The 13210-nt window shown below is 63.5% G+C and carries 12 protein-coding genes; 4 read left to right on the forward strand and 8 right to left on the reverse strand.

Features of this window, described 5'->3' with window-relative positions:
* Window positions 1–125 precede the first annotated feature (125 nt).
* Complete coding sequence (locus ACZ9AQ_RS02170; protein ID WP_429201082.1) at window positions 126–920, forward strand: 5'-methylthioadenosine/adenosylhomocysteine nucleosidase; 795 nt, start codon at window positions 126–128, stop codon at window positions 918–920.
* Here the strand turns inward: ACZ9AQ_RS02170 and ald are convergent.
* A complete protein-coding gene (gene ald, locus ACZ9AQ_RS02175) occupies window positions 890–2005 on the reverse strand; it encodes an alanine dehydrogenase (protein ID WP_429201081.1) in 1116 nt (371 codons plus the stop codon). The two genes, ACZ9AQ_RS02170 and ald, sit on opposite strands and share 31 nt — an antisense overlap.
* 152 nt (window positions 2006–2157) lie before the next feature.
* On the reverse strand, window positions 2158–5805 hold the full coding sequence (putA, locus tag ACZ9AQ_RS02180; protein ID WP_429201080.1) for a trifunctional transcriptional regulator/proline dehydrogenase/L-glutamate gamma-semialdehyde dehydrogenase: 3648 nt from the start codon (window positions 5803–5805) through the stop codon (window positions 2158–2160).
* A 212-nt stretch (window positions 5806–6017) separates the two neighbouring features.
* On the opposite strand from putA, the gene ACZ9AQ_RS02185 reads away from it, so the two are divergent.
* Entirely contained in the window at window positions 6018–6473 is a 456-nt protein-coding gene (locus ACZ9AQ_RS02185; RefSeq protein WP_005664065.1) for an Lrp/AsnC ligand binding domain-containing protein, read from the forward strand.
* 99 nt (window positions 6474–6572) lie between these two features.
* Here the strand turns inward: ACZ9AQ_RS02185 and ACZ9AQ_RS02190 are convergent, their stop codons facing one another.
* Window positions 6573–7526 carry a LysR family transcriptional regulator gene (locus tag ACZ9AQ_RS02190; protein WP_429201078.1) on the reverse strand — a complete coding sequence of 318 codons (954 nt, stop codon included), beginning with the start codon at window positions 7524–7526 and terminating at the stop codon, window positions 6573–6575.
* 149 nt (window positions 7527–7675) lie between these two features.
* Here ACZ9AQ_RS02190 and ACZ9AQ_RS02195 point away from each other — a divergent pair, with 149 nt between their 5' ends.
* Window positions 7676–7960 carry a hypothetical protein gene (locus tag ACZ9AQ_RS02195; protein ID WP_429201077.1) on the forward strand — a complete coding sequence of 95 codons (285 nt, stop codon included), beginning with the start codon at window positions 7676–7678 and terminating at the stop codon, window positions 7958–7960.
* 649 nt (window positions 7961–8609) lie between these two features.
* Here ACZ9AQ_RS02195 and ACZ9AQ_RS02200 read toward each other — a convergent pair.
* From ACZ9AQ_RS02200 to ACZ9AQ_RS02215, 4 genes are all read right to left on the reverse strand, one after another.
* The gene (locus tag ACZ9AQ_RS02200) at window positions 8610–8870 is read right to left on the reverse strand and encodes a YfhL family 4Fe-4S dicluster ferredoxin (protein WP_071360959.1); all 261 of its coding nucleotides are present in this window, start codon (window positions 8868–8870) and stop codon (window positions 8610–8612) included.
* A gap of 16 nt (window positions 8871–8886) precedes the next feature.
* Complete coding sequence (coaD, locus tag ACZ9AQ_RS02205; RefSeq protein WP_429201075.1) at window positions 8887–9387, reverse strand: pantetheine-phosphate adenylyltransferase; 501 nt, start codon at window positions 9385–9387, stop codon at window positions 8887–8889.
* A 121-nt stretch (window positions 9388–9508) separates the two neighbouring features.
* Window positions 9509–10165 (reverse strand): 16S rRNA (guanine(966)-N(2))-methyltransferase RsmD, encoded by a 657-nt coding sequence (rsmD, locus tag ACZ9AQ_RS02210; RefSeq protein WP_429201073.1) that lies wholly within the window; start codon window positions 10163–10165, stop codon window positions 9509–9511.
* A 53-nt stretch (window positions 10166–10218) separates the two neighbouring features.
* Entirely contained in the window at window positions 10219–11085 is an 867-nt protein-coding gene (locus ACZ9AQ_RS02215) for a DUF6279 family lipoprotein (RefSeq protein ID WP_429201071.1), read from the reverse strand.
* Between the two features lie 52 nt (window positions 11086–11137).
* Between ACZ9AQ_RS02215 and glmU the strand changes: the two genes are divergently transcribed.
* Complete coding sequence (gene glmU, locus ACZ9AQ_RS02220; protein ID WP_429201069.1) at window positions 11138–12514, forward strand: bifunctional UDP-N-acetylglucosamine diphosphorylase/glucosamine-1-phosphate N-acetyltransferase GlmU; 1377 nt, start codon at window positions 11138–11140, stop codon at window positions 12512–12514.
* Window positions 12515–12638: 124 nt separating this feature from the next.
* Here the strand turns inward: glmU and ACZ9AQ_RS02225 are convergent, their stop codons facing one another.
* Window positions 12639–13109 carry an Lrp/AsnC family transcriptional regulator gene (locus ACZ9AQ_RS02225; RefSeq protein ID WP_429201068.1) on the reverse strand — a complete coding sequence of 157 codons (471 nt, stop codon included), beginning with the start codon at window positions 13107–13109 and terminating at the stop codon, window positions 12639–12641.
* Between the last annotated feature and the right edge of the window lie 101 nt (window positions 13110–13210).

A 13210-nucleotide genomic window follows, 5' to 3' on the forward strand; every position in this document is an offset into this window, starting at 1 on the left:
TATCGTTGCAATTGAAGGACTGAAAGCGATGGAAGCTGTGTACAATCCGTCCCTTATGCACAGTTGCCGATCTGAATGGCCTGTAAGCTGCACAACGTCTCTCCCCATCTACTTATCAAGAAAACATGCGTCTAGGGATCATCAGCGCCTTGCACGAAGAACAGGCAGGGCTCGTGGAAGCCATGGAAGGGCCCGCCAAGCTCATCCACGGCGAGCGCGCGTTCTGGGTCGGGCGACTGTGGGAAATCGACGCTGTGTGCGTTTTATCGCGTATTGGCAAGGTTGCCGCTGCCATGACGGCGACAACGCTTGTGGAAAAGTTCGGAGTTACGCACATCCTCTTCACGGGCGTGGCCGGCGCCGGGGACAAGACGATCCGTGTCGGCGACATCGTGGTGGCCGAATCGCTGGTCCAGCACGACATGGACGCGAGCCCCCTGTTCCCGCGCTTCGAGGTGCCGCTCACGGGCCGGACGCATTTCCAGCCAGATCAGCAGCTGTCGTTGCGACTGTCGGGCGCCGCCCATGCCTTCCTGGAATGCGACTTCCTGCAGACGATCTCCGAGACCGAGCGACAGGCGTTCGGCCTGGTGCAGCCGCGCGTGCATCGCGGCCTGATTGCCAGCGGCGACCAGTTCGTCAATGACCGCCTGCGCATCGATGCGTTGAACAGCGCCCTGCCCGGGCTGGTGGCGGTGGAAATGGAAGGCGCCGCGGTGGCTCAGGTGTGTCACGAACTGGACGTGCCGTTCGCCGTCATCCGCGCGGTATCGGACGATGCCAATGAAAACGCGGCCCACGACTTCATGCGCTTCGTGAAGTCGGTGGCCGCGCAATATGCTTTCCACATCACCCGGCGCCTTTGCCGGCAGTTCGTGGAAGCGCCGCTTCAGCCCAGGAGCGACTCGGCCGGGATGTAGTCGTAGCCGAGCGCCTGGGCGACGGCCTCGAAGGTCACCTTGCCCTGGCAGACGTTCAGGCCATGGCGCAGATGGACGTCGTCCGCCAGCGCGCGCCGCCAGCCCTTGTTCGCCAGCGCCAGGGCATGGCCGATGGTGGCGTTGTTCAGGGCGAACGTCGAGGTGCGCGCCACGGCGCCCGGCATGTTCGCGACGCAGTAGTGGACCACGCCATCGACCAGGAAGGTCGGATCGGCGTGCGTCGTCGGGCGCGAGGTCTCGAAACAGCCGCCCTGGTCGATCGCCACGTCGACGACCACCGCGCCCTTCTTCATGCGCGCCACCATGTCGCGCGTGACCAGCTTCGGCGCCGCGGCGCCCGGCACCAGCACGCCGCCGATCACCAGGTCGGCGCCAAGGACCGCTTCCTCGAGCGCATGGGTGTTCGAATACAGGGTCGAGATGCGGTTGCCGAACACCAGGTCGAGCTGGCGCAGCCGGTCGACGTTCTTGTCGAGCACCGTGACGCGCGCGCCCGTGCCGACCGCCATCTGCAGCGCATTGGCGCCGACGACGCCGGCGCCGATGATGACGACGTGGCCGGCCGCCACGCCAGGCACGCCGCCCAGCAGCAGGCCCATGCCGCCCCGCGATTTCTCGAGATGGGCGGCGCCGGCCTGGATCGACATGCGTCCCGCGACTTCGCTCATCGGCGCCAGCAGGGGCAAGCCGCCGCCCGGGCCGGTGATCGTTTCATAGGCAATGCAGACGGCGCCCGACTTGACCAGGGCTGCGGTTTGCTCCGGATCCGGAGCCAGGTGGAGGTAGGTATAGAGTATCTGGCCTTCGCGCAGCATCGCGCATTCGGCCGGCTGCGGTTCCTTGACCTTGACGATCATGTCGGCGCGCGCGAAGACTTCACTGGCGCTGTCGGCGATGGCGGCGCCGGCCGCGGTGTAGTGCGCGTCGTCGAGGCCGATGTCACGGCCCGCGCCTTGCTGGACGATCACCTGATGGCCGCGCGCCACCAGTTCGTGCACCGATGCGGGCGTGAGGCCTACCCGGTATTCGTGGTTCTTGATTTCCTTCGGAACGCCTACAAGCATGGTTGTCTCCTGTTGTGGGTGGTTCTTGCTGGTGGTTCTCCTGCTGATTCTCGTGCTGATTTTCTGTTCGTTGAACGCGTCGGCGGCGAAGCCGCCGACCCTACCGTTGGATGCATGGGCGGAAAAACCGCCCACCCACATGATGACGATTCTTACAGGCCCAGGGTCATCAGGCTTGCGTTGCCGCCAGCCGCCGTCGTGTTGACGCAGACCGCGCGCTCGGCGACCAGGCGCCACAGGTCCACCGGAACCAGGGCGTCGGTGTCGACGATGCCCACGATCGCGCCCGGCCGCGCCGCCAGCTGGGTGCGCAGCAGGCCGGCCAGGCCCGTTTCGACCAGCGCGATCGCGACGTCGGCCGCGTCGATTTCTTCCTTGCCCACGAAGCGCACGCGTTCCTTCACCGCCGCCGGCAGGTTGGCTGGAATCGCGTCCGGCGTCGGCGCCAGCACCAGCGCGCGGTTGCCGGTGGCCAGCGCCGCCGCCAGCTGATTGAGCAGGCCCGCCGAGGTGGCGGGCGCGCACAGCACGGCGCCGCGCGGCGTGAACGACAGGCGGTTGCTTTCGCCGGTCGGGCCGGGCAGGTCCATCGACACGCCATTGAGCGAGGTGCGCGCGTAACGTTCGGCCAGCGCGGCCACCGGCTGCTGGCCATTGGCGCGCAGCCAGCCGATCAGGGCTGCCAATGCCGCGTCAGGCTGGCGCACGTGCTCCATCAGGGGCGCCGCGCCGCGCTGCAGGCGTTTCAGGTAGAGCGGGCCGCCGGCCTTGGGACCGGTGCCCGACTTGCCTTCGCCGCCGAACGGCTGCACGCCGACCACCGCGCCGACGATGTTGCGGTTGACGTAGATATTGCCGACGTGGGCGCGGCTGACGATGGTGTCGATGGTTTCATCGATGCGCGAATGCACGCCCAGGGTCAGGCCATAGCCGGTGGCGTTGATCGCATCGATCACCGAGGGCAGCTCGGCGCGGCGGTAGCGCACGATGTGCAGCACCGGGCCGAAGACTTCCTGCTTGAGTTCGGCCAGCGACCCGATTTCGAGCACGGTCGGCGGCACGAAGGTGCCGGCACCAAGCACCGACGCCGGCAGCGCGAGCGCGAAGTGGCTGCGCGCGGTGGCTTTGGTGCGCTCGATGTGGGCCAGCAGGTTGCGCTGGGCCTCGGCGTCGATCACCGGGCCGATGTCGGTCGCCAGGCGGTCCGGGCTGCCCACGCGCAGCTCCTGCATCGCGCCCTCGAGCATCTTGATGGTCTTGTCGGCGATGTCTTCCTGCAGGAACAGCACGCGCAGCGCCGAGCAGCGCTGGCCGGCCGAGTCGAACGCCGAGGAGAGGACGTCCTGCACCACCTGCTCCGGCAGCGCCGAAGAGTCGACGATCAGCGCGTTCTGGCCGCCGGTTTCGGCCACCAGCGGGATGTCGATGCCTTCCTTCTCGGCGCGCTTGGCCAGGGTGCGGTTGATCAGCTGGGCGACCTCGGTCGAACCGGTGAAGATCACGCCCTTGATGCGGCCGTCCGCCGTCAGGGCGGCGCCGACCACTTCGCCGCGGCCCGGCAGCAGCTGCAGCGCGGCGCGCGGGGTGCCCGCCTCGAGGAACAGTTGCACCGCGCGGTAGGCGATCAACGGGGTCTGCTCGGCCGGCTTGGCCAGCACCACGTTGCCGGCCGCGAGGGCAGCCGCCACCTGGCCGGTGAAGATCGCCAGCGGGAAGTTCCAGGGGCTGATGCAGCTGACCGGACCGAGCGCTTCGGCCTTGGCCGAACCACGGATCTGCACCGCGTAGTAGCGCAGGAAGTCGACCGCTTCGCGCAGTTCGGCGATCGCGTTCGGCAGCGATTTACCGGCTTCGCGCACCGCCAGGGCCATCAGCTCGACGCCGTGCTGCTCGAACAGATCGGCGGTGCGATCGAGGATGGCGGCGCGTTCATGGGTGGCGGTGGCGGCCCATTCGCCGGCGAAGGCGCTGGCGGCGCCCAGGGCGGTTTCGACGTCGCTGCGCGACGCTTCGCTCACCTGGCCGACGATATCGCTCGACACCGCGGGGTTGACCACGTTGGCGGGCGCGCCGGCGTCGCTCGAGCCGGCGATCAGCGGGCCGGCGAGGTACTCGCGCTGCTGGGCGAGGCCAGTGGCGAGCCTGGCCAGCACGTCTTCGTTGACCAGGTCGATGCCCGCCGAATTCTTGCGCTCGGCGCCGAACAGGTCGAGCGGCAGCGCGATCGCCGGATGGGGCTTGCCGCCGCTGGCGCGCGCGACGTCGAACGGATCGGTGAGCAGCGTCTCGATCGCCACGTTCTCGTCGACGATCTGGTTCACGAACGAAGAGTTGGCGCCGTTTTCCAGCAGGCGGCGCACCAGGTAGGCCAGCAGGGTTTCGTGCGAGCCGACCGGCGCATAGATGCGGCATGCCTTGCCCAGGTTCTTGCTGCCCACGACCTGGTCGTACAGCGTCTCGCCCATGCCGTGCAGGCACTGGAACTCGTAGTTGCTGACGTTGTCTTGCCTGGCCCAGGTGTAGATCACCGACAGCGTGTGGGCGTTGTGGGTGGCAAATTGCGGATACAGCACGTCGGCCGCCGCCAGGAGCTTGCGCGCGCAGGTGAGATAGGACACGTCGGTGTAGACCTTGCGCGTATAGACCGGATAGCCGGGCATGCCGTCGACCTGGGCGCGCTTGATCTCGGCGTCCCAGTAGGCGCCCTTCACCAGGCGCACCATGAACTTGCGGCTGCTGCGCCTGGCCAGGTCGACCAGATAGTCGATCACGAACGGGCAGCGCTTCTGGTAAGCCTGAACCACCAGGCCGATGCCTTCGAAGCCGGCCAGCTCGGGGTCGAAAGCCAGCGCCTCAAGCATGTCGAGCGAGATCTCGAGACGGTCGGCTTCCTCGGCGTCGATGTTGATGCCGATGTCGTAGCGCTTGGCCAGCAGGACCAGGCTGCGCACGCGCGGCAGCAGCTCGCCCATCACGCGCGCGTATTGCGCGCGGCTGTAGCGCGGATGCAGCGCCGACAGCTTGATCGAAATGCCCGGGCCTTCCTTGATGCCGCGGCCATTGGAGGCCTTGCCGATCGCGTGGATGGCGGCTTCGTACGCGGCGTAGTAGTTCTTCGCGTCGCTTTCGGTCAGCGCCGCCTCGCCCAGCATGTCGTACGAATAGCGATAGCCGCGCGTTTCGTTGTCGCGGCTGTTCGTCAGCGCCTCGTCGATGGTCTGGCCGGTGACGAACTGGTTGCCCAGCATGCGCATCGCCATGTCGACGCCCTTGCGGATCAGCGGTTCGCCGCCCTTCGCGATCATGCGCGTGAGCGCCGAACCGAGACCCTGCTCGCTATTGGTCGAGACCAGCTTGCCGGTGATGAGCAGGCCCCAGGTCGCGGCATTGACGAACAGCGACGGCGATTCGCCCAGGTGCTTGCGCCAGTCGCCACGGCTGATCTTGTCGGCGATCAGGCGGTCGGCGGTTTCGCTGTCCGGGATGCGCAGCAGCGCTTCGGCCAGGCACATCAGGGCCACGCCTTCTTCCGACGACAGCGAGAATTCGTGCATCAGCGCGTCGACGCCCGAGGCGCGGGTGCGCTTTTCGCGCACGCTCGACACCAGGCGATGCGCCAGCGGCTGGGCGTCGGCGCCGGGCGTGGCGCCCTGGGCCAGCAACCACTGCACGGCCTCGGCTTCATCGCGGCGGTAGGCGGCGGTGATGGCGGCGCGCAGGGGCGACTGCACGCCCCTGATTTCAGCGTGGAGGGCGTCGAAGGGAACGAAGGTGGAGGCCGGGGAAGCAGCGATCTGCATGGCTATCTAGTCAAAAGAAAATGTCACAACGGAGGGCACCGCACAGCAAAAGCGCCGTCCCACGGATGGTGGTCGGCGCGGTTTGAACGTCGGTGGAAATGATTCGATTGTAGAAGGATTTCTTCTGGATTTATTCTGTTTTTAATCCAGACTAGCAATAGATAGTTTTTGATGCGACAATCTGACCGAATAAAATTAACGGGAGACTCCCGATGTTGGACAAGATCAGCAAGAAGATCCTCGCCGAGCTGCAGAATGATGGCCGCATCAGCAATGTGGAGCTGGCGGCGCGGGTCAACCTGTCGCCGGCTGCCTGCCTCGAGCGCGTGCGCAAGCTGCATGAATCGGGTTACATCATGGGCTACACGGCCCAGCTCAATCCGCAACTGCTCGACGTGTCGCTGCTGGTCTTCATCGAGGTCGTGCTCGACCGCACCACGCCCGAGGTCTTCGATGCGTTCAAGCAGAGCGTGCAGATGATTCCCGAGGTGCTGGAATGTCATATGGTGGCCGGCGGCTTCGACTATCTGGTCAAGGCGCGCGTGAAGGACATGGCGGCCTACCGCGAATTCCTGGGCAAGACGCTGCTGCAAAAGGGCGTGCGCGAGACGCACACGTATGCGGTGATGGAAGAAGTCAAGAATACGACCAAGCTGCCGATCCGCTGATCATCAGGCAGTGTGGCAATGTAAAACGGCCAGGCATTTGCCTGGCCGTTTTGTTTCACGTGAAACAATTCACCGGTACAGATACTGTAGCTGGCGTTGTCAGACGATCTTGCGGATGCCGGCTTTGGTGGCGCTTTCCGCCGACCCTTCCAGGTTCTTGCGCAACCAGCGGTGGGCCGGGCTGCGGCCGTCGCGTTCGTGCCACAGCATGTCGAGGTGGACCGCCGGCAGCTGGAACGGCAGTTCTTTCCAGATCAGCAGATCGGTCATGCCGGTCGACACCAGTAAGTGCTTTGGCAGCACGGTGATCAGGTCCGAGTTCGCCACCACCCTGCCCGCCGTGAAGAACTGGTTCACTGTCAAGAGGATGCGGCGTTCGCGGCCGACCTGGGCCAGCGCCTCGTCGACCAGGCCATGGGCACGGCCGGAGAAGCTCACCAGCAAGTGATTGGCCTTGCAATAGGTGTCGAGATCGAGCTTTTCCTTGGCCAGCGGATGGTCCTTGCGCATCACGCACACATAGACGCCGGAGTACAGGCGCTCGTGGCGGATTGGTGAGCCGGTTTCGTACGACAGCTGGGCCGCGACGCCGGGGAAGAAGCCGACCGCCAGGTCGATGTCTCCGCGCAATAACATCGGACGCGGTTCGCGCGTGGTCAGCGGCACCATGCGGATGTTCACGCCCGGCGCCTCGCTTTCGATCGAGCGCATCAGGGATGGCAGCCACAGCGCGGCGGTGGCGTCGGCCATCGCCATGCGGAAGGTCGCCTGGGCCTTGGAGACGTCGAAGGTCTCGGGCATCACCGCCGCTTCCAGCGCCGCCAGGGCCTGGCGCACGGCCGGCCACAGGGCTTCGGCGCGCGGGGTCGGCTTGACGCCATAGGCGGTGCGGATCAAAAGCTCGTCGCCCAGGCTTTCTCGTAGTCGCTTGATCGCATTCGACACCGCGGGCTGGGTCATCGCCAGGTGGCCGGCGGCGCGGGTCAGGTTTTGCTCGGTCATCACCGCGTCGAATACGCGCAGCAGATTCAGGTCAAGCGTCAGAAAGCTCATGGGATTCTGGAGAAAACTGTTGTGAAGGCAGGTGTACGAGTAGTGTACTCCAAATCATTCACAAACAATATAAGCGCCATCAGGGAACAAAATTAGATTTATATGTTGCGACGCACTATAGTTCTCATCAATAACAGAACGAGCCTATCATGTCTTCCACCGCCACCCTAGTCCAAGCCGCCGCCGCCGTATCTTACGGCCAGGTATTCAGCACCACCGTATTTCTTGCCTTGCTGGCTGGGGTTGTCCTGTTCTTCCGCCCTCTGCTGGTGGGCATCGGCCGTGCCCTGTACCTGACCGTGCGTCCGCGCCGCAGCAAGGCCGAGCTGGCCGCCCGCCTGGCGCTGGACGACGCGCTGGCGCTCAAGCGCAAGCTGACCAGCCTGGATCCGGTGGACGCCGCCGAAGTGCGCGCGATGGGCATCCGCCACTGATGATTACCGACTTCCCCTGACGCGGTCTCCGGCAACGGACACCGCGTTTTTTTTCGTCCCTGCTCTCCGCACGCAGTGACGGCGGTGAACTCCCTTTCTCTCTCCCGAATAACGCCCGGATGTCGCTTCACGCCCGGTGACTTTGCGTCACCCAACTTTTCTCGGCCATTGAATTTAACAAAATTCACAAAGAGTTAAACAAGAGATTTATAAAGACAGGCAGGATACGCCAACTTATCGTACTGATGTGCATATTTAACTGTAGCTTAGAACAATTTTGCGAGAGGATAGCAGAACAATGCCTTGCTATAATTTCCGGCAATCTTTTGAGAAGATGTCGATGGTTTAGCGTTATATCTTCCCATGATGGTTGACACATGGTGGGCGTTAAACAAAGTTCACATTCTAACGATCATAAAAAAATACTTAGGGTATCGTGCCGTCCTAGCGAAAGCAGCAGACCAACAAGCGCGAAAAAGCGTTGGTGGAGCGTGACCGGCAGTAACTTTCAGGACGAGCGAAAGTGCTGGAAGAGGAAAAGGATGTTCACGGACGTGCGAACGCCGCATGCCGGTTGAGCCGGTATGCGGTCAGAAAAACTCGGGCGGGAAATAAAAAAGCCGGCAGAGTTGCCGGCTTTGGGAGGGGATCAGGCCGTGGCCTTGTCGGCCGTCAGGCGCTCGTACTTGATGAGGAGTTCTTCGCGCGATTCGCGCCATTCCGGATTGAGCGGAATGCAGGCAACCGGGCACAGTTGCACGCACTGCGGTTCATCGAAATGGCCGACGCACTCGGTGCACTTGTGCGGATCGATCTGGTAATACTCTTCGCCCATCGAAATGGCATCGTTGGGGCATTCAGGTTCGCAGACGTCGCAGTTGATGCAGTCGTCGGTAATCAATAAAGCCATGATACGTCCTGGAGAGTCAGGCCTTCGGCGCTTGCGCCATGCTGGCGATTTTCTGCTGCAGCCAGCGGTCGACCGAGGGGAAAACAAATTTGGACACGTCGCCGCCCAGCATGGCGATCTCGCGCACGATGGTGCCCGAAATGAACTGGTACTGGTCGGACGGGGTCAGGAACATGGTTTCGACGTCGGGCAGCAGGTAGCGGTTCATGCCCGCCATCTGGAACTCGTATTCGAAATCGGATACCGCGCGCAGGCCACGCACGATCACGCGGGCGTCGTGCTTGCGCACGAAGTCCTTGAGCAGGCCCGAGAAGCTCTCGACCTGCACATTCGGGTAATGGCCAAGCACCTCATTGGCGATTTCCAGGCGTTCTTCGAGCGTGAAGAACGGACGTTTGTTGCGGCTGTCGGCGACGCCGACCACCAGTCGGTCGAACAGCCCGGATGCGCGGCGTACCAAATCCTCGTGGCCGCGGGTCAGCGGATCGAACGTACCTGGATAAACGGCTACAACCATTGCGGCTCCCTGAAAATGAACACCCTATTGGAAGGCGCATTATGCCTGAAAACATGGCATCCGCCCCAGGCCGGGGCACGGTTTGCCCAATGGTTGTGCGGTTTCCAGGCCTTTGCGAGACTCAAGCCGCCTTTTCCTGCAGCTTGAGCAAATGATAATAGACCATCCCCGCCTTATCGGCGCGCACCACTTCCCATCCGTCCAGCCAGTCGGGAACGTCGTCGCCTTCGGTCGGCAACGGCGCCTCGGCTTCTGCATACACCATGCCGCCTTCCAGCAGCAGCGCCGCGCACAGCGGCAGGGTCGTGGCCAGCAATTCCTGTTGATAAGGCGGGTCGAGGAAGATCACGTCGTAGCGCTGGCCGCGGGTGGCCAGGTCACGCGCCAGGCTCAGGGCATCGGCGCGCAGGATGGTGACGTTGTCGGCCTTGAGCTTGTCGCGGTTGGCTTCGAGCTGGCGCACGGCCGGGCTATGGTTGTCGACCATGGTCACCTTCGCCGCGCCGCGGCTGGCGGCCTCGAAGCCGAGCACGCCGGAACCCGCGTACAGGTCGAGAACGCTGGCCTGGTCCCAGTCGCCGCCGAGCTGGTGGTTGATCCAGTTGAACACGGTTTCGCGCACGCGGTCCGGGGTGGGACGCAGGCCGAGGGCGTCGACCACCGGCAGCAGGGTGCGTTTCCAGGCGCCGCCGATGATGCGCACCTGGTGCTGGGCCATGCGCGGCGCGGCGTGGGGTTTGGCGGCCTGGGGCCTTGATTTGATGGACTTTCTTTGCATGGGCGGCACTATAGCATGCAGGTTTACGACCCGCGGCGGCCGCCCTGTACTGCTTATTTGCCTGCCGCCAGCGCCTCGAAATCATTGATCCAGCCCTGCATGCGCTGCTGCGCATGGGCCTTTTGCTGTGGCGTCGCCAGTTTGATCGCGGTCAGGATATATTTCGTCGTGTAGTCGATGCTGGCGTCATAGAAGGCCTTGCGCTCGGGCGACTCCATGCGCGTGAACAACTCGCGCATCAGGCCTTGCACCTTGGCCGTGGTCTGCTCGCGGTTGAGCTTTTTCTGCTGCACCTCTTGCAGCAGCGCGAGGATGCGGCGCTGGCGGTACTGGCGCTCCTCCAGCCATTGCTGGTGGTCGAGCGGGCGCAGGTCGGAAGCGCGGCGCAGGGCGGCTTCCTGCTCGCTGCTGAAACGGCCGAACCACAGTTCCATTTGCTCCATCGATTTCTTGAAGCGCGCGCGCTGGCGCTTGTCGGCGCTGCCGTTGATGAACTTGCGGCGGTAGTCTTCGTTCTTGTCCTTGAATTTCTCGTCGATATTGGCAATTTGCGCGGGCGTGATCGACATCGCCAGCGTCGTCAGTTCCGGCACGGCGCGCTGGGACAGGCGCTCGCCGCGCACGCGGATCTCGCGGTAGGCCTGGAGCAGGTCGGCCTGGCTCGGGTTGCCAGCCAGTTTTTGCTGGAAACTGCCTAATAAGGCAGCATAGTCGCGCAACTGGGTCTGGCGATGCCATTGGAACAATCCATTGATGTCGCGCTTGGCGATGTCGGCCTGTTGTCCTTCGAGGTCGACATAGGAATTCATCCACCAGTACAGTAAGGTGTCGCCCTGGTTGTACGAGAAGCGAATGGTGCTGCAACCGGCCGCCAGCGCCATCAGGGCGATCGCGAATAGTGCAAGGGTGCGTCGGAACAAGGTATCTCGCATGCTAGAATTTTTCATATTTTCAACTTTTTGAGAACGGCTTATGAACGTAGTGATCCTCGCCGCCGGCATGGGTAAGCGCATGCAGTCCGCCCTGCCGAAAGTCCTGCATCCATTGGCTGGTAAGCCGTTATTGCGCCACGTCATCGATACTGCACGTAGCCTGAGTCCGCATAAATTATGTGTGATTTACGGTCACGGCGGCGCAGCGGTGCCCGAGATGGTGTCCGTACTGGCCCAGGAAACCGGCGCCACGATCGATACCGCCCTGCAGCAGCCGCAGCTGGGCACCGGCCACGCGGTGATGCAGGCCGTGCCGCAACTGGACGATGGCGCCGCCACCCTGGTGCTGTACGGTGACGTGCCGCTGACCACGGCGGACACGCTGCGCCGCCTGGTCGAGGCCGCAGGTAGCGACAAGCTGGGCATCCTGACCGTCGAACAGGCCAACCCCTTCGGCCTGGGCCGCATCGTGCGCGAGAACGGCCATATCGTGCGCATCGTCGAAGAAAAGGATGCCAGCGAGGCCGAGCGCGCGATCCGCGAAATCAATAGCGGCATCATGGCGGTCCCGACCCGCCACCTCAAGAAGTGGCTGGCGGCGCTGTCCAACAACAATGCCCAGGGCGAGTACTACCTCACCGATATCGTGGCCCAGGCCGTGGCGGACGGCGTGCAGGTCGTGTCGGCGCAACCGTCGGGCGAATGGGAAGTGGCTGGCGTCAACAGCAAGGTGCAGTTGGCCGAGCTCGAGCGTCGTCACCAACTGAATATCGCCCATGCGCTGCTGGAACAAGGCGTGACCTTGATGGATCCGGCGCGCATCGATGTGCGCGGCGAACTGATTTGCGGCCGCGATGTCGTGATCGACGTCGGTTGCGTGTTCGAAGGCAGGGTTGAACTGGCCGACGGCGTGAAGGTCGGCGCCAACTGCGTGCTGGTCGGCGCCACGGTCGGCGCCGGCGCCAACATCAAGCCGTTCTGCCATATCGAAGACGCCGTCATCGGCGCGGCTTCGCAGATCGGACCGTATGCGCGCCTGCGCCCGGGCACCGAGCTGGGCGAGGACGTCCATGTGGGTAACTTTGTCGAGGTCAAGAACAGCACCGTGGCGGCGCACAGCAAGGCCAACCACCTGGCCTATATCGGCGACGCCACAGTGGGCTCGCGCGTAAACATCGGCGCCGGCGTCATTACCTGCAACTACGACGGGGCCAACAAGTTCCGTACCGTGATCGAGGACGAGGTGTTCGTGGGCAGCGACAGCCAGCTGGTGGCGCCGGTGACGATCGGCAAGGGCGCCACCATTGGCGCCGGCACCACGCTCACCAAGGATGCGCCGGCCGGCAAGCTGACCATCTCGCGGCCCAAGCAAATGACCATCGAAGGATGGAAGCGCCCGGTGAAAGTGAAGAAGTAATCCACCGGCTGTCGACAGGATAATCACAGGAAAGGAACAAGATAAACACAAGGTTTTACCGTGGTTACCCCCTGTCCATCCACTTGGTTCTCCACAATATTATCCACAGGCCGCGGCCCCTGATCTAGACGGCGATCCGGGTGTCGAACTTGCTGCGGTGGGTCGAAAAATAGGCTTTCACGTTGCGCACGTTGGCGTGCGCCGTGAACAGCCGGTGCGCCAGCGCATGGTAGGCCGGCATGTCGGCGACCTGCACGACCAGCACGAAATCGGGTCCTGGCGACACCCGGTAGCACTGCAGCACGGCCGCTTCCCTGGCGGCCAGATGCTCGAATTCCTGCATGCGCTCGGCGGCCTGCACGTCGAGCGTGATCTCGACGATGGCGGACAGGCGGCTGCCCACCTTGTCGGGCGCCACGATCGCCACCTGGCGCTCGATGACGCCGCTGTCGGTCAGCTGCTTCACCCGGCGCAGGCAAGTGGGTGGCGACACATGCACCAGCGCCGCCAGTTCAGCGTTCGTATGCGATGCGTCAGTTTGCAAAATATTCAGAATGCGACGATCTAGATCGTCGAGAGCGGGTGGCGCGGTCATTGGCGTGAAATATTCGGTAAATTTAATAAATAATATGAAACATTATTTCTTTCTGCCTGATGCATGAAATAATCTAACAAAAATAGGCGCGCACTGTAAGC

This window comes from Massilia sp. UYP34 (assembly GCF_056279385.1).